Origin of the sequence: Brevibacillus sp. HD3.3A, from assembly GCF_013284375.2 — a bacterium.
Lineage (GTDB): Bacteria > Bacillota > Bacilli > Brevibacillales > Brevibacillaceae > Brevibacillus > Brevibacillus parabrevis.
Window position 1 is genome coordinate 797,513 of the sequence record NZ_CP085874.1, and the last position, 25,516, is coordinate 823,028.

At 52.0% G+C, this 25,516-nt stretch carries 21 protein-coding genes; 16 read left to right on the forward strand and 5 right to left on the reverse strand.

Going from position 1 to position 25,516, the window contains the following annotated elements; genetic code table 11:
- Positions 1–80: 80 nt before the first annotated feature.
- The 3 genes from HP435_RS04105 to psiE form a co-directional block, all read right to left on the reverse strand.
- Entirely contained in the window at positions 81–1,835 is a 1,755-nt protein-coding gene (locus tag HP435_RS04105) for a DUF4179 domain-containing protein (RefSeq protein WP_173598699.1), read from the reverse strand.
- A complete protein-coding gene (locus tag HP435_RS04110; protein ID WP_122966333.1) occupies positions 1,832–2,389 on the reverse strand; it encodes an RNA polymerase sigma factor in 558 nt (185 codons plus the stop codon). The genes HP435_RS04105 and HP435_RS04110 overlap by 4 nt, the downstream gene beginning before the upstream one ends.
- A 187-nt stretch (positions 2,390–2,576) precedes the next feature.
- Positions 2,577–2,993, reverse strand: coding sequence for a phosphate-starvation-inducible protein PsiE (gene psiE, locus HP435_RS04115; protein ID WP_122966332.1), 417 nt, complete (start codon positions 2,991–2,993; stop codon positions 2,577–2,579).
- 221 nt (positions 2,994–3,214) lie between these two features.
- On the opposite strand from psiE, the gene HP435_RS04120 reads away from it, so the two are divergent.
- A complete protein-coding gene (locus HP435_RS04120; RefSeq protein WP_173598698.1) occupies positions 3,215–3,961 on the forward strand; it encodes a metallophosphoesterase family protein in 747 nt (248 codons plus the stop codon).
- A 144-nt stretch (positions 3,962–4,105) separates the two neighbouring features.
- On the opposite strand, the gene HP435_RS04125 is transcribed toward HP435_RS04120, so the two are convergent.
- Complete coding sequence (locus tag HP435_RS04125) at positions 4,106–5,752, reverse strand: MDR family MFS transporter (RefSeq protein ID WP_122966330.1); 1,647 nt, start codon at positions 5,750–5,752, stop codon at positions 4,106–4,108.
- Positions 5,749–6,198, reverse strand: a complete 450-nt coding sequence (locus HP435_RS04130; protein ID WP_122966329.1) for a MarR family winged helix-turn-helix transcriptional regulator — start codon at positions 6,196–6,198, stop codon at positions 5,749–5,751. The genes HP435_RS04125 and HP435_RS04130 overlap by 4 nt, the downstream gene beginning before the upstream one ends.
- 271 nt (positions 6,199–6,469) lie before the next feature.
- Here HP435_RS04130 and HP435_RS04135 point away from each other — a divergent pair, with 271 nt between their 5' ends.
- From HP435_RS04135 to HP435_RS04205, 15 genes are all read left to right on the forward strand, one after another.
- Positions 6,470–8,236 (forward strand): amidohydrolase, encoded by a 1,767-nt coding sequence (locus HP435_RS04135; protein ID WP_173598697.1) that lies wholly within the window; start codon positions 6,470–6,472, stop codon positions 8,234–8,236.
- Positions 8,237–8,412: 176 nt separating this feature from the next.
- Positions 8,413–9,090: an MBL fold metallo-hydrolase gene (locus HP435_RS04140; protein WP_173598696.1), complete on the forward strand. Its 678-nt coding sequence runs from the start codon at positions 8,413–8,415 to the stop codon at positions 9,088–9,090.
- A gap of 251 nt (positions 9,091–9,341) precedes the next feature.
- Positions 9,342–10,340, forward strand: coding sequence for an ABC transporter substrate-binding protein (locus tag HP435_RS04145; RefSeq protein WP_370641093.1), 999 nt, complete (start codon positions 9,342–9,344; stop codon positions 10,338–10,340).
- 279 nt (positions 10,341–10,619) lie between these two features.
- A complete protein-coding gene (locus HP435_RS04150; RefSeq protein WP_122966328.1) occupies positions 10,620–11,387 on the forward strand; it encodes an ABC transporter ATP-binding protein in 768 nt (255 codons plus the stop codon).
- A 12-nt stretch (positions 11,388–11,399) separates the two neighbouring features.
- Positions 11,400–13,292: an ABC transporter permease gene (locus HP435_RS04155; protein WP_122966327.1), complete on the forward strand. Its 1,893-nt coding sequence runs from the start codon at positions 11,400–11,402 to the stop codon at positions 13,290–13,292.
- Positions 13,293–13,471: 179 nt separating this feature from the next.
- Positions 13,472–14,509 (forward strand): ABC transporter substrate-binding protein, encoded by a 1,038-nt coding sequence (locus HP435_RS04160; protein WP_122966324.1) that lies wholly within the window; start codon positions 13,472–13,474, stop codon positions 14,507–14,509.
- Positions 14,506–16,596 carry a Fe(3+)-hydroxamate ABC transporter permease FhuB gene (fhuB, locus tag HP435_RS04165; protein ID WP_122966323.1) on the forward strand — a complete coding sequence of 697 codons (2,091 nt, stop codon included), beginning with the start codon at positions 14,506–14,508 and terminating at the stop codon, positions 16,594–16,596. Before HP435_RS04160 ends, fhuB begins: the two co-directional genes overlap by 4 nt.
- Before the next feature lie 119 nt (positions 16,597–16,715).
- Positions 16,716–18,365, forward strand: a complete 1,650-nt coding sequence (locus HP435_RS04170) for an AraC family transcriptional regulator (RefSeq protein WP_173598694.1) — start codon at positions 16,716–16,718, stop codon at positions 18,363–18,365.
- 104 nt (positions 18,366–18,469) lie between these two features.
- Positions 18,470–19,504, forward strand: a complete 1,035-nt coding sequence (locus HP435_RS04175) for an ABC transporter substrate-binding protein (RefSeq protein WP_173598693.1) — start codon at positions 18,470–18,472, stop codon at positions 19,502–19,504.
- 183 nt (positions 19,505–19,687) lie between these two features.
- Positions 19,688–20,512: a hypothetical protein gene (locus HP435_RS04180; RefSeq protein WP_173598692.1), complete on the forward strand. Its 825-nt coding sequence runs from the start codon at positions 19,688–19,690 to the stop codon at positions 20,510–20,512.
- A gap of 42 nt (positions 20,513–20,554) precedes the next feature.
- Positions 20,555–21,289 (forward strand): hypothetical protein, encoded by a 735-nt coding sequence (locus HP435_RS04185; protein ID WP_173598691.1) that lies wholly within the window; start codon positions 20,555–20,557, stop codon positions 21,287–21,289.
- Positions 21,290–21,460: 171 nt separating this feature from the next.
- Entirely contained in the window at positions 21,461–22,516 is a 1,056-nt protein-coding gene (locus tag HP435_RS04190; RefSeq protein ID WP_122966318.1) for a Delta(5) desaturase DesA, read from the forward strand.
- 65 nt (positions 22,517–22,581) lie between these two features.
- The gene (locus tag HP435_RS04195) at positions 22,582–23,712 is read left to right on the forward strand and encodes a sensor histidine kinase (RefSeq protein ID WP_122966317.1); all 1,131 of its coding nucleotides are present in this window, start codon (positions 22,582–22,584) and stop codon (positions 23,710–23,712) included.
- A 2-nt stretch (positions 23,713–23,714) separates the two neighbouring features.
- Entirely contained in the window at positions 23,715–24,314 is a 600-nt protein-coding gene (locus HP435_RS04200) for a response regulator transcription factor (protein ID WP_063230618.1), read from the forward strand.
- Between the two features lie 207 nt (positions 24,315–24,521).
- Positions 24,522–25,511 carry an ROK family protein gene (locus HP435_RS04205; protein WP_173598690.1) on the forward strand — a complete coding sequence of 330 codons (990 nt, stop codon included), beginning with the start codon at positions 24,522–24,524 and terminating at the stop codon, positions 25,509–25,511.
- Positions 25,512–25,516: the final 5 nt, after the last annotated feature.

The window sequence follows — 25,516 nt, forward strand, 5'->3', positions numbered from 1 at the left end:
CATGAACAACGCCGGGACACTTCCATAGAAAAAGGCTGACAGTCCGCTGAACTGCCAGCCTTTTTCGTATGAATGTTTACTTACTTACCATTCAAAATCCGCACTTGCCACTCAGCATCGTCATGTTTGACCATGCGCTTCGTCGAAGTAATGATCAGCTCTTTCGGAAGTGGTTCGCTGTCCTTCACCAGCATCGTTCCAGCAAAATGCGCCAGGCCGTTTACGAGTTCGGATTTGTCCGTGTAGAAGTCTGTGTCATGCTCTTTTCCGGTTTCATCTGTGATTGTCCAATACGCAGGAGCTGTTAAGAGCGGCGCGGTATTTTTGCCTAGCGTGATGTCATAGGCGATATGGTGCCCTTCTATTTTCGTTGTAGTGCCATCCGGGTTTACCTTGTATGCGCCATCGTCGTATCCTTTCACATCAACGGCTCGATCAGGGGCCTTCACAAATTTTTTGAAGGTGAAGCGGTCTTCGTGATCCGCGGCGAGCACAGGCTGTTGTTCGAGTTGTCCCAGGTCGATTTTGACGCGAAAATCAGTCGGTTCCTCCGTGTAGACGGAGCCTAGCTTGAAAGACAGCTTCGTTTTGGGATCGATCGGCTGGAAGTAGTGGAAGTTTCGGTAGCCCCCCTCAATCGACTGGAACGGGACGTCTGACATGGAACGAATGTCGTTTTGTGACTTGTTCACTCTCGCGGTAAACATCTGGGGATCGCGAGCGGCAATAACAGTGCCGCGATCATCCACAAGCTCGTAGCTGTAGCTGGCCGATTTGTCGGTGTTTGCGCTCCGGTCAATGACCAGCTCGACCCCTGTTGGGGCAAACGTCATCTCTTGCAACGTAAAAGTAATTCCTTGCGGCGTCGTGTAGCTTTTGTGAATCGCCTGTGAGCGCGTCGCTGCTTTTGCTTTTTGCATATTCACAGGAATGGACAGCTTCCAGTTTCCTTTTGTCTCGTCCATTTGCTGGATGGAGAACTCGACAACAAGTTCGTCAGGAATCTTGCTTGCATCCGGGAAATACGTTTTCAGCTCGCGTTCCAGGAAAAGTTGTCCAGCCATGTTTCGCTGGCTTTTCCACTCGTCGTTCGGGTTTTCCCAGCGTCCTGCCTCAGCGAGATCAGCAGGCTGCAAAATGTTTCCTTGTTTGTCTTTCAACGTCACGACGGGTTTTTTTGCTCCTTGCTGATACATATCCTGCCAGAATACTTCCAGCGGTTTTCCCGCTTGATCGGTGATGGAGGCTGCCAGTTGAATGCGAAGCGGGTCTGCGATTACCTCTTGAACGGCAAAAGTGATTCCTTGATCAGTCACTTGTGCCTGCGGGAATTGCGTGAATCCGTTTTGGACTGCCTGGCGTATTCCGTCGTCGCCAAATTGACCCAGGATGGTTTTGGAGACAGCAGGCGCAGGAGCTTGATTGTTTAGCGGCTTGCTTGCAAAGGCAGCATTGACATAGCTGGAAAAAGTAGGAGAAACGAGCATTCCTCCTGAAACGACAAGCGCTAATGCCGCAGCGGCAATGGATACATTTTTCATGACGGTCATACTCCTTTTTTTCTGGCGAGCGGGTGTAGCTGCACGGGCATCGGCAGTGCGGCTTAAAATGCTCACAGGATGCGGCGAGAGTGACTGGATAACTTTTTGCTCCAAGTCCGCACTGATTGTTTCAGCCCATGGTTCATTCGCTTGGGCGAGACAGTCGATGTACGCTTCAAGCTGTTGCTGGCAGCGGGGGCAATGATCGAGATGCTGCTCCCACTTTTGTCTGTCGGTTTGCGCTAAACGGTCGTCCAGATAAGCTTCCAGTTCTTGCGGCGAAAGGCAATTCACAGCGGGGCACCCCCTTTTTTCTCCTGCTTTTCAAGCTGTTCCCGCAGCTTTTTGCGGGCGTAGGACAAGCGCATTCGTACGGCATCTGGCGATAACGACAGCTTGCTGCCAATTTCCTTGTAGCTGAGGTGCTGGAGATAGTGCAAATCAAGGATCGTCCTGTACGACTGATCCAGTCTCTTCAGTTGCTGCCATAAAGTGTGGCGTTCTTCTTTTGCCAAATACTCTTCCAGCGGGACAGGGCATTCGTCCTGTAGCTCCATGTTCATTTCCGTTACAGCAGGCGTGCGCTTTCGTTTGCGCAACTCGTCAATTCCCCGGTTGATGGCAATCCGGTACAACCAGGCCGGGAACGAGTGGCCCGGGCGATAGTCGGGCAAGCTGTAGTACGCCTTGATAAATACTTCCTGGACAATATCTTCAACTTCAAGGGAAGGGCTCAAGTTTCGCCGGAGTATCGATGCGATTTTTCCTTTGTATTTGTTGACGATCAGAGCATAAGCTTCTTTATTGCCTGCAAGAACCTCCGCAATGACCTCCCGATCGTCCTGCATGATGCAATCCTCCTTGCAAAAAAGGTGCTGCGCAGCACTCGGCAAAACGTTCATGACCGTTTTGCTTGCTTACATTACTATAGACGATCAGCAGCAGTGCCCCCTCTCAAACTTTTTTTGAAAAAGAAAAAAGAGGATGCCTTTTCCGTGAAAAAGACATCCCCGATTTGCAGGCATGATGCGTTATTTATTTTCCTGGCCGCTCGACCGGAGTTTTGTTGATGATGTAATAGCTGACGATCAAAATCAGAATCACGCCGGAGTAAATCAGTGTGTTGAGCGGATTGTGGTGATCGACGATGATCAGGCGAACCATCGCCGTGATGCCGATGTACAAAAAGTAGCGCAGGGGAAAATGATAGTTTTCGCGAAAATACTTCACGATCATGGCGATAAATTCGAAGTAGAGAAAAAAGGCGATGATGGCTTCCAGAAATTCGTTCAAGGTCGAATCGGCAGAAAGCATCATTTTGCCAAAGTGGATCAATTCCTTGACGAGCAGGACGCAGAGGATGACGGCCAAAACAATCAGAGAGATGTTCAAAATCAACTGAAGCAAAGACGGAATCGAGAATTGCTTGAGCACCGATTTGACATAGTTCATGACAGCAGCCTCCTGTTGCAAAAGGTTCGTCCGAGCCAGGTTCTTTAAATGCGTTATACTAATATTAGCTAATTTCGGAATTTAATCAATCTATTTAACGAAAGTGACATACTATTTACAGAAAGTTTGAATACCCGGCTGTTCTCTTCATTTTGCTGGAGCATCCAGGTGTGGAGCGGTATGATGGATGATAAGCACTATGTGAGAAGGAGCGATCTGTCTTGAAGCACCATCATTCCATAGCCGTTATCTCTGACATACATAGCAACGTTTATGCGCTCGAAGCTGTACTCCAGGACATCGATTCACGGGGGATTCAAGTTATCGTCGATCTGGGGGACACGCTGTTCGGCCCGATTGCTCCGGTCGAAACGGCACAGCTTTTGATGAACCGCCCTTCAATCGTTTCCATCATGGGCAATTGCGATCGGTATTTGTTGCAGGATCATTTCGAATCTCCCACCTATGAGTATGTGAAGCCGCTGCTTGGTCAGGAGGTGCTGGATTGGCTGCGGACATTTCAAAAGTCATATGTGTACGAGGATGCTCTGTTTTGCCACGGAACGCCTTTTGCCGACGATGCCTACTTGATGGAAAGGGTGGCGCCGTACGGGACTGACGACAAAAGCGTGACTGAGTTGATGATTGAGCTTGCTGCTGTGCCGCAAAAGATCATCGTTTGCGGGCATACGCATGTGCAGCGGTCCATGTGGCTGCCGGATGGAAAGTGGATCGTCAATCCGGGAAGCGTGGGGCTGCCAGCTTATTTTGAGGAGACGCCTTATCCCCACTCGATGGAATCGATGACGCCGCATGCCAAATACGCCGTTTTGCAGCAGCAGGATGAGGGGTGGAAGTTGGAGCAGGTGTTGCTTCCGTACGACTGTGAACAAGCGGCCCAAAAAGCGGAAGCGGCGGGCTGGATGGATTACGCCCATGCCATTCGTACCGGGCGAGCCGAGTTGTAAGGGAGCAAGCGGTGCGACGAGGGGCTGGCGCTTGTGGTTGAGGAGCGCGATGCAACGCAAAAAGACGCCAGCACGATACTGGCGTCTTTTTGGCGTCTCCGTTTCCGAAAAACGCGGCGAATGATCCATGTTTATGATCAATGATCAAGCTTTTCCAGGCTGAACGCCGTCCCACTCACTGCTGTTGTCAGCTGCGCGTTTTTCCGGTTGCTTCTGGCTTTGGCCGCGCAGCGGGATTTCTTTCAGGAACAGAGCGATCACGACAGCGAAGCCAGCCACGATTGCTCCTGTCAAAAAGGTCGTGGTAATGCCGTAGCTCATGGCATCGCGGATCATATCCAGCACGTGAACAAAGGCGGCTTGCGATTCCGGCGACAAGCTGTGCAGAGCTGCTTCGATCTTCGGCTGATCGAGCAGATTTTGCGGATTGCTAAACAGCGCCAGCTTCTCGGCCAAGGCCGGATCGTTCGGCATCGCGCCTGTTTGCCCCATTCCAGCGGAGAGCTGGGTCATTTTCGTGGTCATGCTGGCGCTCATGACGCTGCCCATGACTGCAATCCCGATCGTACCGCCGAGGTTGCGGAACAGCTGGGAAGTGGCGGTCGCGACCCCAAGCTCTTTCGGAGCGACGGCATTTTGCACCGTCAGGGAGAATACTGGCATGGCGATCCCCATGCCCAGTCCGAGAATGATCATGTACAGGACGAGCAAATAAATCGGGGTGCTTGGCACCATGAAGTACATCAGCACCATCCCGGCTGTCATGACGAGCAGTCCGCTGATCGCCATTTTTTTGTACTTGCCTGTCTTCGTCATCAATTGACCGGCGAGTGCCGAGGTCACGAGCATGGCAATCGACATCGGCATGGCGACGTAGCCGGCCATGGTTGGCGAGATGCCTTTTACCCCTTGGACGAAGAACGGTACGTAAATGATCGCACCCATCATCCCGGCGTTCAGGAAGAAGCCGACCAGGTTGGAGACGGTAAACACGCTGTTTTTAAACAAGCCAAGCGGCAGGACGGGCGTTTTTACTTTTGTCTCTGTCCACAGGAAGATGCCCAAAGAGACGACGGTGACAGCGAGCAGACTGATGATTTGCCAGGAGCCCCAGGCGTATTTGTTCGGACCGTCTCCTGCCCAGGAAAAAGCAAGCAGCATCGGCACGATGGTCGTCGTCAAAAACAGGGAGCCGAAGTAGTCCACCGATTCACCCTGACGTTTTTCCACGCGCGGGAAGTGAAGCAGGATCAAAGTAAAAGCGATCACGCCAATCGGCAAGAAAATCCAGAACACCCAATGCCAGTCCAGATGATCGACGATATACCCGCCCAAGAGCGGGCCAGCCACACTGGAGACGCCGAACACAGCGCTCATGACCCCTGTCCATTTGGCTCTTTCCCGTGGTTCGTACAAATCGCCCATGGCGGTAAAAGCGGTCGACATAATAATCCCGGCACCAGCGCCTTGAATCGCCCGATAGGTGATCAATTGAAAAATCGTTCCCGAGAAGCCAGACAGCAAGGCCCCGATGCTAAACAGTCCAATCCCGGCCAATAAAAACGGCTTTCGTCCATAAATGTCCGACAGCTTTCCGACCAGTACGGAGGCGACTGTTGACGTCAGCAAGTAAATCGTGATCGCCCACGAGTAGTAATCCATCCCGCCCAGCTTGGCGATGATGCGCGGCATGGCGACACCGATAATCGTTTGGTTGATAGCTGAAAAAAACATGGCGGTAATGATCGCAATCATGATCGTAATTTTCTTCTTGTCCGTTAACTCACTCATGCTTGATTCTCCTCTCTTGCGCTTTCGATGTTATGCAAAACTTGGCGGTAGATACGGTTCAGATGCGCCAGATCTTCGTCTGACAATCCAGCAAACAAATCTGCCACTGTCCGCTTCAGCTCGATTTTGTACTGCTGCAAAACCTCGCTGCCTCGCTCGGTTATTTCCAGATAGACCACCCGACGGTCATGGCTGACACGACTTCGGCTGGCATAGCCACAGGCGATCAATTTATCGGAAAGACTGGTGACGGCTCCGGGAGTAATGCGCAGCTGCTCTGCCAGAGTGGAAGCTTTTTGCGGGCCGTTTTTGTCGAGCATGCGCAAAATCATGGCTTGGGAAGCGGATACGAGCGGGTCCAGGCGCTTGTGCCAATTGGCGGATACACTTCGCTGCACCTGGATGTAGAGCTGTTCGAAATCGGTAAGGGAAGACTGACTGGACATGTTTATCGCTCCTGCTTTCCATGGTTAATAGTATCGTTAGTTAATAATTAATCACATGAAACATTAATTAGTGTAAATGTTCCTTCGTGCGATGTCAAAGCAACCTTTTTCCAATTGGCGAGCGATTTCGATGAAAGTCGAGCAATTTCGGCAAAAATCGGGGAAAAATACGAGTTTTCACAAGGGATTTCATGGAATTTTCTGAGTTGCGATGCTACAATCAGGTTTGTCGTGTTTTTTACCAAAGATAAAGAGATAGGTGGGGATTGTGTTGTTTGCAAAAAAATGGACCAGCGCATTGCTGGCAACGGCATTGATGCTGCCACTGCCTGCTTTTGCTGCCCAAGGGACAAGCCAGGGAGCCGGACAAGCGGGTGCTCCTGTGCAAAAAGCGGCGGTACAGCCAGCGGATGTCGTCCTGTCGGGCGGTGCCGTATATACGGTAGACAGAAACAGAAACTGGGCAGAGGCTGTCGCCATTCGTGGAAACGAAATCGTCTATGTCGGCACGAACGAAGGCGCCAAGTCGTACATCGGAAAAACGACGAAAGTGACCGATTTGAAAGGGCAAATGGTGCTGCCAGGCTTCATCGACAGCCATACCCATGCGAGCAAGACAACAGGACTGATCTATTCCATCGACCTGTTTGACGCAGGTACGATGGAGGAATACACCCAAGTGATTTCCGGGTTTGCCAAAGCGCATCCGAAAGAAGTCGCTTTCCAGGGCCGTGGCTGGAGCAATCCGGTAGCACCTGGCATCGGGCCGCGCAAAGAAGTGCTGGATGCGATCGTCCCTGCGATTCCGATTGCCTTGACTTCCGATGACGGCCACTCGTTGTGGGTCAATACGGCTGCGCTGAAGCTTGCTGGCATTACAAAAGAAACGAAAAATCCGGAAGGCGGCATCATCGAGCGCGACCCGAAAACGGGCGAGCCATCCGGGACACTGCGCGAAAAAGCAATGGATTTGGTCCTGTCCAAAATCGGCGGCTACACCGTGCAGCAGTACAAAGCAGGGATCGAGGAATATCAGCACAAAGCGGTTGAACGCGGAGTTACAACGGTTCGCGACCCGGACATGCTGCGCTATCCAAACGTGCTGGAAGCATACGAGGAACTGTCCCGCGAAAACAAGCTGACCATCCGTTTCCGCAATGCGATCACGGCTAACCCGGACAAAGGGCCGGAGCAGATTGCCGAGTTTGTCAAAATCCGTGAACGCAATCAAAACCCGTTGTTCCAGGTGAACGCGGTCAAAATCTTTATGGACGGCGTTGTCGAAGGTGCTACGGCCTATCTGGAAAAGCCGTATGAGCATAAACATACAAACGGCGAACTGATCTGGAAGCCGGACGTCTACAACAAAACAGCAGCGGCTGTCGACAAGGCAGGCTTCCAGTTGCATGTGCACTCGATTGGTGATGCTTCCACACGGGTCGCGCTCGATGGCATGGAATATGCCGAAAAACAAAACGGCAAGCACGATGCTCGCCACTCTCTCGTTCATTTGCAGCTCGTCAACAGCGATGATATCGCCCGCTTTAAAAAGCTCGGTGCTGTCGGCATCGTTCAACCGTTCTGGTTCATGCAAGAGGAAGGCTACTACGATGAGATCGAAGTGCCATACCTCGGTCATGAGCGCGCAGAACAAGAATACCCGATGAAAAGCTTCCTGAATCAAGGCGTGCATATCGCTTCTTCTTCCGACTATATCGTGACGCCGGAGTTCAACCCGCTTCACGGCATCCAGCAAGGCATCACCCGGATCGAAGACGGCGTGACAGACCCGGCGAAAATCGCCAACCCGAATGAACGCGCCACTTTGCCTGACATGATCGCCAGCTTTACGATTGACGGGGCTTACGCCAACCACGTAGACGACATTACAGGCTCGCTCGAAGTGGGCAAAAAAGCCGACCTCATCGTTCTGGACAAAAACTTGTTCGAAATTCCGGCCACTGAAATCAAGAATGCGAAGGTCATTTTGACGTTAGTAGAAGGAAAAGAAGTGTACAGCCAAAAGGCAGGGAAATAATAAGGAAAAGAAATGGCCGTCCATGAAGCGACGGTCATTTTTCTTTATAGTCAGTTAACGCCCGATGCAAGTAGCATGTCCGTCCCGACTCTCGCGGCCAAAAGGATTCTTGCTGGCGGTCAGGGAACATAAAAGAGGAGATTTTTCCATTCGACTAGATGCGGGAGGTGTTTGATGTGGCTGCACGCGAAGGAATACAAACAATCAAACTGGAGATGGATGCAGGAGGAAGCCCATTCGTCGTCCACACGGCTGTGTTGTGGGATGAGCAAGAAGTGGTGCTCATAGATACAGGGCTGGCAGGTCAGCTGCCGCTCATTCGGGACACGCTCGCCAAGGCAGATATCCCTCTGGAAAAGCTGACGAAGATCATCATTACCCATCAGGATCGCGACCATATCGGCAGTCTGTCCGAGCTTGTCTCATACGGCGAGGGAAGAATCCAGGTGCTTGCCCATGAAGTGGCGATTCCTTATCTGGCAGGGGAAACTGCTCTGCTGAAAAGCGGTGCTTTTGCTACTCCGGTAAAAGTGGATCAAGCCCTTCATGATGGAGAGATCCTTCCGTATGCAGGCGGGATTCAAGTGATTTACACACCTGGCCACTCCCCGGACCACATTTCTTTGTACCACATCCCGAGCAAAACGCTGATTTCAGGCGATGCTTTGACAGCAGAGGATGGCGTCCTCCTGTCATTCAATCCGGATTTTACCCCGGACCGGGCAGCCGCGGTGCAATCAATCGCGAAGCTTGCCAAGCTGGATATCGAGAGCGTAATTGCCTATCATGGCGGCGTCTGTACGAAAGATATAAAAGGAAAGCTTGCCGAGCTGGCCGAAACGACTCCGGCATGAATGGAACCGGCAGGCCCCGCCCCTGCTTGTGTCGGCTGGTTTTTGAAGGATTTGTTTGTCGGTTCTGATTTTATTGGAAAGCTGCTGAGCAAAGCTTAACAAACAACGCATGGGGCGAACCTGTGCGTTGTTGTTTTGTGTTGGGCGTACGCAACGATTGACAGTCAAAGTTACACTTGCTATGATTTTTGATGATAATGAGAATCATTAACAAAATATTGAGCGTACTCTTACATAATGGAGGTTTCATCGTGAGAAAAAACAACATGGTCATTGCCGTCCTCTCCATGGTTTTCATGCTCTCGCTGCTGCTGACAGCATGCGGAGGAACTGGCAGCTCGAACAACAGCGGGGCTGCCAATCAACCCGCAGGAGAGCAAGCTGCGGACAAAGCGGCAGAGAAAAAAACGCGCAGCTTCGGTACATCCAAAGGAGCTATCCAAATTCCTGAAAAGCCGCAACGAATCGTAACGGACTACTATGCAGGCGAACTGCTGGCAGTAGGCGGAAACGTCATCGGAGCGGAAACGATGGCGTTCAAGAACCCGTTCATCATCGAGCAGTTGAAAAGTGCCCAGGATGTAGGCGAGCGGGTCAACCCGGAAAAAGCTTTGGAACTGCAACCTGACCTGATCGTCGTCATGTATGACGACAACTACGAAGCCCTGTCCAAAATCGCGCCGACCGTTTTTCTCCCTTACGGCACGACGACGAACATTTACGACACAGTGAAGCTGTTTGGCGACCTCGTGGGTGAAAAGGAAAAGGCAGAGGCGTTCATTGCCGACTTTGACAAAAAGGCTGCCGAAGGCCGTGAGAAGATCAAGGGCATCGTGGATGAGAACGCCACTGTCGGTCTGTACGAGCTGACCAACAAAGGCGACTTGTGGGTATTTGGCGACAACGCCGGACGTGGCGGACAAGCGGTCTATAACGCATTGAAGCTGAAAATGCCGCACCCGGACACCACCAAAAACCAGACTCTCCAGTTGTCCATGGAGACACTGCCAGAGTACGCGGCTGATTACATGTTCCTGACTTTCTACGACCCGGAGAAAAATAGCGAGGCGCTGAAAAACTTGCAAAACTCGGCTGTCTGGAAAGCCGTTCCGGCAGCGAAAAACAACCAGATTTTCTACAACGATTTCGATACTTTCTATCGCTACGACCCAATCGCGATCAAGGCGCAAATCGACCTGTTCGTCGACATGATCGTGAAAAGGGAGCAGGAGAACAAAAGCAAGAAATAAGAGCCAAAAAAGCCATTCCACTACGGATGGCTTTTTGTGCTTTCAAGCGTCCAGTGCAGCCGCTCGACAGGCACTCCAAAAGCGGTGGCGTTTTTCCCGCGCCATCTCCCGCGGCATTTTTGTCTGTGCAATCTTTCAGTTGCCTCCCCCCACCTTACAAAAACGAAAGCAAACTGTAAGGTAGTTCAATAGCTCTCAAACTGGAAACTGGTTACAGTTAATAGGGAAGAGCAACACGGAAGACCGCTTGGCGCGGAAAAACGAATGGAGGAACAACGCGTGAGTACAGCTGTATTGGAAGTCAAAGACGTTGAAAAAGTATACGGATCAAAAGGCGAGAGTCAATCGCATGCGCTAAAAGGAGTATCGCTGACGATAGAAAAGGGAGAATTTGTAGGAATCATGGGGCCGTCCGGATCGGGAAAAACGACGCTCTTGAACGTGATCTCCACGCTTGATCGGCCATCGTCAGGTTTTATCCAGATCGCCGGAACCAACATTACACAAATGAAACAAAACCAGCTTGCCGATTTTCGCTCGCAGAAGCTCGGGTTCATTTTTCAGGATTTTAACCTGCTGGAAAATTTGAGTGTATACGAAAATATTGCGTTGCCGCTATCGCTGCAAGGAGTGGCATCCAAAGAAATCCGCGCAAAAGTAGACAAAGTGGCTCAAACGTTGGGCATCAGCGAAATTTTGCAAAAGTACCCAGTACAAATCTCTGGAGGCCAAAAACAGCGTGCTGCCGCTGCTCGCGCGCTCGTGCATGAGCCTGCGATTTTGCTTGCCGACGAGCCGACAGGTGCCCTTGACTCCAAAAACGCCAAAAGCCTGCTGGAGACGATGACCGATCTGAATGAAAAACACCAAGTCTCGATCATGATGGTCACACACGATGCTTTCAGTGCCAGCTACTGCAAACGCATCCTCTTCATCCAGGATGGCAGCTTGTACACCGAGATTCATCGCACAGGGGACCGTCAGCAATTTTTCAAACAAATTTTGGATGTACTGGCCGAGCTGGGTGCATCTCATGATGTGCGCTAGGAGGGAACATCCATGTTGTTGAAGTTATCGTTATCCAGTATGCGGAAAATGATGAAAGACTACCTGGTGCTCCTGGTAGGTCTGGTCGTTTCCATCTCGATTTTTTACATGTTTCAGACGCTAGCCATGAACTCCGATTATGTGAAAGCGAACTCGATGATCCGCTCTATCGGCATCGTTTTCAATGTAGGGGCCTTTCTGTTGGCGTTCATTACGATCTTCTACATCTTTTACGCGAACTCGTTTTTGCTTGCGCTAAGGCGTAAAGAACTCGGGATGTACATGGTGCTCGGGGCGAAAAAAGCCAAGATCAGCCAGATGTTGTTTGGGGAAACATTGCTGATGGGCATAGTCTCCCTGCTGATCGGTAGCCTCGTCGGCATCGCGCTGTCCAGCGGAATCGGGCAATTGCTGATGAGCTTGCTCGATATTTCCACAGAAGGGTACTTTCCATTTTACGTACCGTCTTTGCTGATGACATGGGGCTTTTTCCTCGTGCTGTTTCTGCTCACCTCGACGATCAACGCCATTCGGCTGGCGCGGGCGACCGAGCTGGACTTGATTCGCGCCGATCAGCAAAACGACCAGGTCAAGGCAAAAGGCATCGGGACGATTGTAGTTGCGATCCTCGGCATTTTGCTGGTCACTTTCGGCTACTATTTGCTGACGCATCTCAGAGATTATGTCGCTCCAGGCTTCATTGTCGGGGCGGTCGTGACGACGATTGGAACTTATCTCGTCTTCATCTCGTTGCTTCCGGTATTCGTGCAAATTTTGAAAAACAACAAAAAGCTGAACGACCGTCAGCTGAATGCTTTCACGTTTGCCCAACTGCGTTTTCGCGTGAACAATTTGACGAAAATTTTGGGTACGGTCGCCATGCTGATCGCACTCGGGGTCGGAGCGATGGCGGGCGGTATGGCTTTCCAGCAAAACGTAGAGCTGGTTGCCAGCATCGGACGCGGCTACGACGTTACACTGCAAGACCCGGGCCATGAAGATTTTCAGGCGCTTGCTACCATGCAAGTCCTGGAGCAAAACGAGTACCGCTACAAAAAAGACGGAAAAACCATCTATTACCTCAAGGATGATTTGCTGGCGCACCCTCCGCTGATTTCTGCCAACACGATGGAGAGCTACTCGCCGGAAAATAGCTTGAAACGGGCAAGTCAGCCTTTGACGGAAAAAGCATATATCATGTACCGCGATGAGGACGACAAGCAACAGCCTAAAGAGCTTCCAGAAGAGTGGAGCCAGGCAATCTCGCGAGAATTTATGAGCAGCTACAAAATGGAAAGGTCGCACGCTGTGCAAGTTGTAGACCCTTCGATTTATAACCAAGTCAAGGGCAGCGAGCACAAAGTTGTTTTGGTGAAGCTGGACGAATTTGTCAAGTACAAAGAACAACTGAAGGCCATGGATGCCCGGCAAAAGGAACTGCTCAAGCCTGAGTATATGGACAAGGATGCAGACAACGACGAGGAATTTTCGCTTGAGACTAAATACAGCGTCTATGAGCAAGCGTATGCATTCACAAGCGGAACGCTGTTCATGGGCTTCTTCCTCGGCGTAGCCTTCTTGGCGATGATGGCAAGCTGCCTGATGTTCAAGATTTTGTCCGGGGCGACTCGTGACAAAGACCGCTACAGCATGCTGCGGAAGATCGGCGTTCGCAAGGAAATGCTCGTCGGCTCCATTTACAAAGAGCTGTTCATCGTGTTCATCTTCCCGGCTGTCATCGGTTTGTTGCATGTGCTGATCGGGATGGAGATGTTTTCGATCATTTTGCTTGAGCCGTATAAAAACATCTGGATTCCGACATCTATCTTCGTTGTGATCTACGCGTTGTACTATTTGATTACGGTTCGCCTTTACCGGGGAATTGTGTTGCCGAAAGAAGCGTAAAATCCGGAAAAATCCTCCTCATTCGAGGGGGATTTTTTGCTTGGCCAAAAAGAGAGACATATTTGCATATTCTAATATTGACAAGGAAAATGATAATCATTATCATGCATAGTGGAAGACATGACCATCACCAGTAATCATCTTTAGAATGCTTGCAAAGAAAAAGGGGGAGTCATTACATGCGTTTCATGAAATTGCCGATCCTGCTCGTCTTTTTGTCGGCTATGCTTTTGCTGGCAGCGTGCGGGAACGGAGGAGCCGCTAACCAAAATACGCAATCCGGTTCCGGACAGGCACAGCCAAACGCGGCAACGCCGCAGCCGGAAGCAGACAAATCTGCCGAGCAAGTACGTACGGTAAAGCACTTGATGGGAGAAACAACAATCAAAGGTGTTCCTAAACGCGTTGTCGCACTGGAATGGAGCAGCGCTGAGCACGTGCTGGCTCTCGGCGTGCAACCTGTAGGGATTGCAGATATTCCGAATATGAAAAAATGGGTGAAACTCCCTGTGGAAATTGCCCCAGAGGTAGTCGATGTCGGCAGCCGCGTCGCACCAAACCTGGAATCGATCATGCTGGCGAAGCCTGACCTGATCATCGGGATGAAACGAAATGTGGAAGCCAACTACGACGAATTGAGCAAAATCGCTCCGACGATCGCGTTTGATTCCAATCCGGCTGAAGGCCAGGGCGATCAGTATACCCGCATGATCGACACTTTCAAAGAAATCGCGGATATTTTGGGCAAAAACGCCGAAGCAGAAAAAGTATTGCAAGACCTCGACAAGACGTATGCCGAAGCAAAAGAGCGCATCGTCAAAGCAGGCATGGACAAAACGCCAATCGTACTGGCGATGGGCTACAGCAACCAGAATGCCGTAGAATTTCGTCTATCCACAGACAACTCCACAGCGATTCAAATCTTGAACCGCGTCGGTCTGACCAACGCTTACAAAGCTAAGAAATTCGAAATGAACGGAATGACCACGACGGATGTCGAGGCTCTGCCTGCGCTCCAGGATGCGAACTTCCTACACATCATTCAAGATGATGATAACGTCATCGAGAACCAGCTGAAAAACAATCCCGTCTGGAACGGTCTCAAATTTGTAAAAGAAAACCGCATTTACGCATTGGGCGGAGACATGTGGCCATACGGCGGTCCGTTGTCCGCACAGATCATGGCGAAAAAAGCTGCTGATTTGCTGGCGAAATGAGTCTCGCCAAGCGTGAAAGCTATGCCCAAAGCGGCGTCCATCAAGCCCCTTCTTCTTCAAGAGGAGGCTTGAGGCCGTTATGGATGCTGCTTGGCGGCCTCGTTCTGTTGGTACTGCTCACGTTTGTCAGCCTGACGCAAGGCTTGGCGGATATTTCGGTGCGCACCGTCATTGAGGCGATCACTGCTCCCAAGGATATTGCGGACCATCAGATGATTCAGGGCGTACGACTGCCCAGAACGGTGATGGGGCTTTTGTCAGGCGCAGCTTTGGCGGTCGCCGGAGCGATGATGCAAACCGTGACGCGAAACCCGCTTGCTTCGGAAACGACTTTGGGCGTCAATGCGGGTGCCTACATGTTTGTCGTTTGCGGACTGGTTTTCTGGCCCGCGATTTTGCACCAGTATCCGTTGCCTTTTGCCATGGCAGGGGGAATACTGGCTGCCGCCGCTGTGTACTACATGGCTGGCGGGCGAAAAGGAACACCGATACGCGTGGCGTTATCCGGGATGATCGTGACTCTCGTGTTTTCATCGTTGACCAGCGCCATCATTTTATTTAATGAAGAAACGACACAAGGCATCTTCATCTGGGGATCAGGCTCTTTGAAGCAAAACGACTGGTCAGGGGTACAGTTCAGTTGGCCGCTGATTATGCTTGGAATTATGTTAAGCTGTCTGATGGCAAGACAACTCGACGTCCTCAGCTTCAACGAAGAAACGGCTCAATCGCTTGGGCAAAAAGTAGGCAAAACGCGTCTTTTTGCCATGCTCATCGCGATCTTGATTACGTGTGTCAGCGTCAGCGTGGTCGGGCCGATCGGCTTTATCGGCCTGGTAGCTCCGCATTTGGTGCGGCTTAGCGGATTGACACGGCACATTTGGCTGTTGCCGATCAGCGCGATTTGGGGGGCAGCGCTTCTCGTTGCTTCCGATACGATCTCGCGTACTTTTATCAACGCCTATGGGGAATTGCCAGCTGGCGCTGTGACGGCAGCGATTGGCGGGCCGTGGCTGATTTGGCTGGCTATGCGAGTATCTCGCAAGCTGAGCGGCAGCACTGGCTCCGGGGCGCAGACATCGATGAGCGTAGGTGGCTGGCAGCGCTCTGTTCCATATCCGCTAATTGTAATTTTGCTCTGTGTGCTGCTTGCTATCGTCTGGATGTCCGGTTTGGCGATCGGCAATCTGTATTTGCCGTGGTCCGAGATTATCGCCGTGTTCATGGGGCAAGGCAACGAGATGTACAGCCAGCTGTTGTTTGAGTTGAGAATGCCGCGGTTATTGACAGCGATGCTTGCGGGAGTAGCCTTGGCGATCAGCGGCAGTCTCATGCAGAGCGCTGTGCGCAACCCGCTGGCAGACCCGCAAATCGTCGGGGTGACGAGCGGTGCGGGCGTAGGGGCGATTTTGCTGCTACTTGTGTTCCCGCAGTTTTCTTCCTGGATGCCGCTTGGAGCCATGCTCGGCGGGATCGCCGCCGCTGCGATTGTGTACGCAGTATCGTGGCGCAGAGGGTTAAACCCGGTTATTCTTACATTGGTAGGTATCGCGGTAGCCGCTGCTGGCGCGGCCTTCATTAATATTTTGATTGTCAAAGCGCAGCTTTTGGCGGCTCCGGCGCTCGCCTGGATGGCAGGCAGTACATACGGCCGCGGCTGGACAGAAATCAGTCGGCTGCTCCCTGCAATCGTCATCCTGACGCCGCTCGCGTGGTGGCTGGGACGACGTGTCGATTTGCTCGCTTTTAACGACGAGAGTTCAGTCGGCTTGGGGCTGAAAGTGCGCCAGACGAGGCTGGCCGTAGCAACGATTGCGGTATTGCTCGCTTCTGCGGCAGTCGCCAGCGTGGGGGCCGTCGGCTTTATCGGCCTGCTCGCCCCTCATGCGGCGCGGCTTTTGGTTGGTGCCCACCATCGCAAAGCCGTCGTCGTTTCCGCATTATTGGGTGCGGTATTGCTGGCTGCGTCCGATCTGTTGGGGAGAGTCGTGATGATCCCCAAAGACATCCCTTCCGGCATCGTCGTTGCGCTGCTGGGAGCGCCGTATTTGTTCATCTTGATGTTTCGTGCAGCAAAGATACGCTAATAGAAACCCAACATGATCCAACGGGAAAAAGTAGTACAGGCAAAAGATTTTCAATCATGCTTGTCTACTTTTTTCTTGTATAGGACCGATGTTGAGACGAAAGCAGGGATGTGAGTCTGATGAGGAATGGCCGGAATTGTCATGCATATGTATGGACAGCTTTTCGCAAGCATCGGTTGAAAAAAGGGTTTCGTCTGGAGCAGCTGCGAGTGAGTGATTACGTCCTGTGCTACGTGGCGGAGGGAAGCGGGGAAATTACCGTCAACGCGAAAAAGCATGTGCTGGAAGCAGGCAAGCTCATCATGCTGACTCCTGCGATGCACGTAGACGAGCTGGTTTTCCACGCGGGGTCGGTTCACATATACCGATTGCAGTACGCACGGACGGGAGCGCTGGGAGCTGTCACGAGCACTGGCAGGGATGAGGAAGTGGCGCTGCACACAGAGCAGCCGCATCCAGCCAAACAGTGGACAGGAGCGGAAGTATTCCCTGTCTCTTCGGCGGTGTCGTTCGCGGCGAAGCTGGAGGAGCTGTTCCGGCTGGGACAGGAAGCGGAAGAAGATTGCGTCTCGTATTTGCGTGCGCAGGCGCTGTTCTGCGATTTGCTTGCAACCGCCTGCGAGGAGCAAAAAGCTCGCCAGCAGGGAGGCGACACCTCTGTTGCCGCGACGATTGACTATATGAAAAAGCATTTTCGCGAAGCACTGGATCTTGGCGCTTTGCCAAAGCTGGCTGGTCTTACGCCAAGCTCGTACTGCCGCGCGTTCAAACGGGCGGTGGGAATGACGCCCGGAGAGTATTTGACGCAGCTGAGAATGGACGAGGCGAAAGCGATGCTCTGCGAATCTTCCTCCGCCAATCGGGTCAAGGATGTAGCGCGCAGCGTCGGCTTCTCGGATGAGCTGTATTTCAGCCGCCTGTTCAAAAAGCGCGAAGGCTTGTCGCCGCAAATCTACATGAAGCAGGCAGGACAGCGAGTTGCTGTGGCGAGCAAGCTGTTTTTGCAGGATCATTTTCTGGCGATTGGCATCCAGCCGATTGCGGCTCCTTCTTTTCCAAATTATTTTTCGACGAGAACCGGATTCCCGATTTATTTGCAGCAGCGTCTGCGCGGCACGAAGGCGCTCAATGCGGAGCAGAACATTACGCCGCAAGATATTTTGTCCTTGTCGCCGGATGTGATCGTGCAGATTGACACGGGCGCGGAGAAGGAGCAGCGGCAGTGGTCGAAGCTGGGCGAGGCAGTCATTTTCAACGGCTATTTGAAATGGTACGAGTACCAGCTTCAGCTTGCGACCGTCTTCAACAAGGAGAGCCAGGCCGAACGGGTGATCCACCATGTAGACAAAGTGGAAAAACAGGCAAAAGACGCGCTGCTCCCGGTTACGCGAAAAGGTCATTGGACGATCGTGAGAGTGCTGGAAGACGAGGTGCGGCTGTACGGAACGGAAGGCCATGCGTTGACTGACCTGTTTTACTACAAGCTCGGCTTCCAGCCCGATCCTCGCGTGACGCACGCTTCGTACAAACCCGATGCCCTGCTGACGCTGCTTGAGCTGGACCCGGAGAGAATCATCCTGTTCTGGAGCGAAAAAGAACACGTGGAGCGTCTCTGGCACAATCCGTTGTGGAGAAGCTTGCGCGCCGTGCGCGAGAAACAGGTCTACTATCCGGAAACAAGAGATTGGGACCCGTGGGGACCGCTCGGCAGGGAGTACATGATCCACAATTGCATGTCGTATTTTTTGAAGGCAATCCCGTCCATATAAAACGGACAATGGCGTGCATGGAAAAGCGCGAGCAGTCTCTATATACTATCAATTGATAATTGTTATCAATCAAGTGAACGATAGAAGTGGGGGCATATCTCGTTATGAAAAGACAGACTAGCGCACGTTCCATGCGCCATATTATGACCAGCTTGTTCGCGTTTTGCATGTTGGTTGTTCTGGCAGGTTGCGGAGGCGGAGCCAACCAGGCGCAACAAACGCAAACCCAGCCAGCGGCGACGACAGAAACAAGCACAGCGCCAGCTCAAACCGCTCCGGCAGCAGATGCCAACGCTGAGCGCGAAGTCAAGCACGCCATGGGTACTACCAAAATCAAAGGGACACCGCAACGCGTTGTCATCCTGACCAACGAAGGTACAGAAGCTTTGCTGGCGCTGGGAGTGAAACCAGTTGCTGCTGTGCAATCGTGGGATGGCGAGCCTTGGTACGATCACATCAAGGATGAGATGGCAGGAGTAGAGGCTTTGGGCTTTGAAAATGAACCGAACCTCGAAGCCATCGTCGGACTGAACCCTGATCTGATCATCGGTAACAAAGTTCGTCACGAGAAAGTGTACGATCAACTGTCCAAAATTGCGCCAACCGTGTTCTCCGAAGAGCTGTCCGGCAGATGGAAAACCAACTTCAAGCTGTACGCAGAAGCGTTGAACAAGCAAGCAGAAGGCGAGAAAGTGCTCAAAGAGTTCGACGATCGCGTAGCAGCTGCGAAAGAGAAGCTCGGTTCCAAGATCGCAACGAAAGTATCTGTAGTGAAATACTCGAAAAAAGGCGTGCAAATTTATCAAAAAGATACGTTCAGCGGCGTTTTGCTCGACCAGTTGGGTGTAGCGCGTCCAGACTCGCAAAATGTAGACAACTTCGCGGAATTTGTTTCCGAAGAAGGCATGTCTGTAATGGACGGGGATGTCCTGTTCTACTGGGTATCGGAAGCGAAAGGCGACACAGCGATCACCGAAATGTCGAAAAAATGGATGGACAGCCCGGTATTCAAATCGTTGAACGTGGCGAAAAACAATCAAGTATTCCAAGTAAGCGAAACGATCTGGAACACAGCAGGCGGCGTCAAAGCAGCCAACTTGTTGCTCGACGACATCATGAAGCGCCTCGACGTAAAATAATAGCGGCTTAAAGCCAAAACAAAAACACAAGACCTCATCCGTCAGTTGGATGGGGTCTTGTGTTTTTTTGGGGATGGCAGTTCCAGACGATAAATTTTGGAAAATGAGGCTTATAGTCTGATAGTCAGGAACAAATTATGCGCTAAAATATGGAAGGGAAAAAGAAATCGGAGGAAACCTTCTATGGATAAAAAAGCGAAGCAAATTTTGCTGAAGACATTCTGGAGCAGCCAAGGCTGGAAAGACCGTCCTTATGTATACGAGGGGGAAGATTTTGTTTATGCAAAAAGCAAAGGGATGATGTTCGATCCGCTCACGATTCATCACGATGAGGCGGTGCGGCAAATCGTGGAATTGCACGAACAAGTGACGAAGGAGAAGGTGGCGAAAGCCTTTTTGCACAGCTTGTACACCCGAAAAATTCACTTGCGCAGCGCACTCGCAAGCTGGGTATTGACCCGTCAGTTTGTGCAGCATTCGTTTGAAAGCAATGCAGGCCGCTACACCGCTCCAGCAAACGGGGTTGCCTACGCCATGTACGGAGATTGCTATGTATGCGACAGCTATCATATCGCAGGTCTGGAATCGTACACGGACGAAGATATGAACGTGCTGAATTTTGAAAGACACAAGTGGGGCGGCGTTCGTTTGAATTACCTTCCGTATGTGTTGCAAGATTTGCAGCTCATGAGCAAGGAGCCGGAGTTGGAGCTGGAAGTCACAGTGGCAGACGTGGCGATCTGGCGCCAGATGCTTGCCGCGATTGAAAGCTGCGAGCCTACAGATGCTGCACGTCAACTGGAGAAGCGGCTTGCCGGGCTTTTTCCGTCCAGCAAAAATGAGCGGGACGCATTCATGGAAATTCTCGCGTCGGCAGGCATTTTGGCGACGACCAAAGACAGGCCGGGCCGCGGCGGAAAAAACGACTTTTTCGCGGTAGTCAACTGGCGGGGCGAGGATGGCTATTCCAGGCAGGCAGTACAAGACCTTTTCGGTAAGTGGATGTAGATAGAGACAAAAATGCCAAAGAGAGAAGTGGAGGAGAGAAACATGGAGAAAAATCAGCAGGAACAAAAAGTGATCATGTATCCGAAAGCGAGCGAGGTTTTTGTGGATGAGCGGCTCGCTTGCTATTTCCGGCCGTTGCTCACGTTTTCTCATCTGCACGAGGGAAGTGTCTACCAGCTTCATCTGCTCGGCACAGATGGCCTTTACTGCGAGAAAGAGTACAAACACGCCGAGAACAACTTTTTCGGCTTCCGTTACGTGGCGGGCAAGTACGAATTTCTCGGCGACCTGGACGTCTTCGGCGGAGGAAATGTGGAGGAAGTCCACGCCTATTTGCAGGCTGATTTTGCCCAAAACAAGCAGGAATATTTGAAGGATAAAGTAACGCTCAAGGCGTATAAGGAACGAATCATGGACGGGCTGGCCGAGCTGGCTGATTTTGACGTGGACTATTATGTCGAAGGCTTCTACAGCTATGAGTTTACGAAGTACCATTACGAGCTGACTGGCGAGTTTCGGCACATCACGGAGCTGACGGAGGACTGGGGGCACGACGATTCCGACGTCCTGATCGATCAGGAGACAGCCCGGGAGATGAGCGGAGAGTTTTTCATGAACTTGCAGTGGAATGTCACCCACGATTACGGGATCGAGGAGAGCATGGTATGCGGCGCGACAGAGCGCTTCCGCTTCATGTCGGTCATCGGCGGCGGAACGGTGTTTGCTTTGCTCAAGCCGGAAGAGCAGACGGTTTATTTGTTGGAGTATTTTTCGTGAGTGTTCACATATCCTAAAATTTCCAGTTGATTTGTTCAACCATGACATTTGTCATACCCTCGACTTGACGTTTATGACTACAGCGAACCGAGCGCATTTTCTACAATAAAGATAGAAAATTGCGTCTGGTCATCCAGTCATACGCGCTTCATATCGAGGAGGAACCAATTGATGCATCAATCGAACATCGCCCAGTTGAAAAAGAATGTGGCTCCCTTTGAAAAAACGGATACGAAATCGAGTATTCGCCAAATGATCAACACGATTGTTCCCTTGCTTTTTCTTTGGTACGGTGCCTATCTCAGCCTGTCAGTCTCGTACTGGCTGACGTTGCCGCTGGTCATCATCACAGCTGGTTTTGTCATTCGCACCTTCATCATTTTTCACGATTGCTGCCATCAGTCTTTTTTTAAAAGCCGGCGGGCCAATGACATTCTCGGCACGATTACGGGCGTGATTACTTGCGTGCCGTACGAACAGTGGAAGCAAAGCCATTCGATTCACCACGCCACGAGCAGCAACCTCGACAAGCGCGGTGTCGGCGACATCTGGATTTTGACCGTGGACGAATACCTCGCGGCTCCGCTCTGGCGCAAAATCGCGTACCGCATCTACCGCAATCCGCTCGTCATGTTCGGGATCGGCCCGTTCTTTGTCTTCGCGCTGCAATATCGCTTCAATCGCAAAGGGGCACGCCGCAAAGAGCGGCTGAACACGTACTTGACCAACGTGCTCTTGGTCGGCTTGTATGCGCTTCTCGCTTGGGCGATCGGTTGGCAAGCGTTTTTGCTCATACAGGTTCCTGTCTTTTTTATCTCGGGGTTGCTCGGAATCTGGCTGTTCTATGTGCAGCACCAGTTCGAGGATTCGTATTTTGAAAACGAAGAAGAGTGGAGCTACGTCAAAGCTGCTGTGGAAGGCAGCTCGTACTACAAACTGCCGCGCGTCTTGCAGTGGATCACGGGGAACATCGGCTTTCACCATGTGCATCACTTGAGTCCAAAGGTGCCAAACTACAATTTGGAAAAGGCACATAACGGGACGCCGCCGCTGCAAATGGCGACGACGATTACATTGTCTTCCAGCCTGAAATCGTTGAGCTTCCGCCTGTGGGACGAAGAGAGAAAGCAGTTTGTGAGCTTCAAGGAAATCAAGCAGATTCAAGCTTCGACCGGGGCGATTATGGACGCGTTGCACAGCCAAAAAACGAGTCTGGAAGGAAAATAAGCCTGCCCGAAACTCCTTCATTCCGATACACTGATAAGTAGTGGCGAAGAAAAAGGTGGGCATACATGCAAAAGTGGTATCACATTCTGCAAAAAAACACGGGCCTTAGCCCTTATGTGTGGGTTGTCTTCTACATCCTGCCGTTTTACTTCATTTTCCGCTCGTCGTCTACGTACGAGGTCGCAAGCGGAATCGTGATGATTCTTTTGTTTTTCGTCTGCTACGTCCTGTCGTTTCTCTCCAAAGGGTGGCTGATCTACTTTTGGACCAGTTTGCAGATCGTGATCTCGATCGCGATGACCGTCATGTTCGGCTACGTCTACTTCGCGCTGTTCCTGGCCTTTTTCATCGGGAACATCCAGAACAAGATCGGGTTCATCACGCTGTATACGATCCATCTGATCAGCACCTTTGCGACGATCAACATGGGCTTCCTTTCGAAAAATGCGCAGCTTTTCAACCAGCTTCCGTTTGTGCTCGTCAGCCTGATCGCTGTCATTTTGCTGCCAGTGACCACGTACAACTGGAACAAGCGGGAGAAGCTGCAAGGTGAGCTGAATCACGCCAACAAGCGGATTTCCGAACTGGTCAAGCTGGAGGAACGCCAGCGGATTGCCCGCGACTTGCACGATACGCTGGGACAAAAGCTGTCTTTGATCGGGCTGAAAAGCGATCTCGCCAGCAAGCTGATCTACAAAAATCCGGCTCGGGCACAGACTGAGCTGGAGGAAATCAGGCAGACGGCGCGAATTGCGTTGAAAGAAGTGCGGGAAATGGTTACGCAAATGCGCGGGACGCGGCTGACCGAGGAAATGTTTCGGATCAGGCAAATTCTCAAGGCGGCTGAAATCGAGTTTGCGCTGGAAGGCGACCCGGATTTGAACAATACGTCCTTGATGACGGAAACGGTGCTCAGCATGTGTTTGAAGGAAGCTGTGACAAATGTTATCAAGCACAGCAACGCCAGCCGGTGTTCCATCACCATCGAGCCGTCTCGTACGGATCTGATTGTGCGCGTGGCGGACAACGGCAGCGGAATGGTGGAGCAAGCGGCTTGCCGCGGAAATGGACTGCGCGGGATGCGTGAGCGGCTGGAATTTGTGAACGGCAGCATGGACATTTTATCATCGGAGGCCGGGACACAAGTCGTACTGCGGGTGCCCAACAGCTTCAAACAACCGGAAAAGGAGGCGTGAGCATGATTCGCATCGTCATTGCAGAGGATCAGCGCATGCTGCTTGGTGCTCTGGCTTCTCTGCTCGATCTGGAAGAGGATATGCAGGTCGTCGGCAGGGCGAGCAACGGTGAGGATGCCGTCAAGCTCGTCCACCTGCATAAGCCGGATATTTGCATCATGGATATCGAAATGCCTGTGAAAAGCGGTTTGGACGCTGCTGAGGAGCTGAAGGGCAGCGGCTGCAAAGTGATGATTTTGACGACCTTTGCCCGTCCGGGATACTTCGAGCGCGCCTTGAAGGCCGGAGCGAACGGCTATTTGCTCAAGGACAGCCCCAGCGAAGAGCTGGCAAGCTCGATCCGCAGCGTCATGGCGGGCAGACGAATTTATGCCCCGGAATTGGTCGATGAAGCGTATGGGCAGGAAAACCCGCTGACAGAGCGGGAAAAGGAAGTGCTTTTGCTGATTGCGGACGGCAAAAACACGAAGGAAATCGCCAGCCAGCTGTTCATTACGACGGGAACGGTGCGCAACTACATTTCCGTGATTCTCGACAAGCTCGGCGTGAGCAACCGGATTGAAGCGATCATGCACTTCAAGGAAAAAGGCTGGTTCAAGTAAACAGCAACGAAGGAAGCCCTTTCTGCGGTCTGGCAGGAAGGGGTTTTTTTGCGCACAAAAAATATTTTAAAAAGTGCGAATCCTTTATTTTCTTTTTCGCTTGTGATACAACTAGAGGTGAGTAACTTTATAAAGCCAATGGAGAAAATAATAAAGTGCCAGCAATCATCTTGCAACAGACGCAGCAACAAAAAGGAGTGGACTCGCGTGGAACAGGACGAGTATGCGGTTGGGCTTGATTTGGGCGGGACGAAAATATTGGCGGGCTTGGTGCACAAGAGCGGGCAAATGATCAACAGCACAGTGCTGCCCACTTCCTCGCAAGACGGCGAGCGGGCCGTGATCGACAGAGTGTTGGCGGCGATTGAAGGCGTGCTTGGGACAGCGAATGCTGATCGGCAAAAGGTGCGCGGAGTCGGCATAGCTTCCGCCGGAGTCATCGACAGCAAGGCTGCGGAGGTCATTTTCGCCGGCAATCTCGGTTGGGAGCACGTTCCGATCGGCAAGCTGATCGAAGACAAATTCGCTCTTCCGGCGCAGCTCATCAATGACGCCAATGCCGCGGCAGTAGCGGAGTGGATGTGGGGAGCGGGCCGGGGCGCGCAAAACATGATTTACGTCACAGTCAGCACAGGCGTTGGTGCAGGAATCATCAGTGACGGCCAACTGGTGCAGGGGAAAGACGGCAGCGCCGGGGAGTTCGGACACATCTCGATCGATTGGAACGGTCCGTTGTGCAGTTGCGGCAATCGGGGCTGTCTCGAACTGTATGCCTCCGGTACGGCGCTCGAACATCTGGTCAAACACCAGCTGGAGCAGGAGCAGCGCGAGTGGACAGGCGGTTCGCTTGCGGCGGGCGCTTTTCCGACGGCAAAAGAAATCGGGGAAGCGGCGCTGGCGGGAGATCGCTACAGCGTGGAGATTATCGAGCGTGCCGGGTATTGTCTGGGGATCGGCACGACCAGTCTGATTCATTTGTTCAATCCGGAAGTGGTTGTTTTTGGCGGCGGCGTGATGAACGCTTCGGATATTTTGCTCCGGGAGGTCAAGCGCAGCGTCAGGGAGCGGGGCATCCAGTCCATGGCGCGGCAGGTGCGAATCGAGCGGCAGCAAGTCGGGATTCAGGCTGGAGCAATCGGGGCAGCAGGTCTGTTGTTTGCAGCGAAGCAGTCCGAGGGAAAACTTCCTGCTTACTAGCAGAA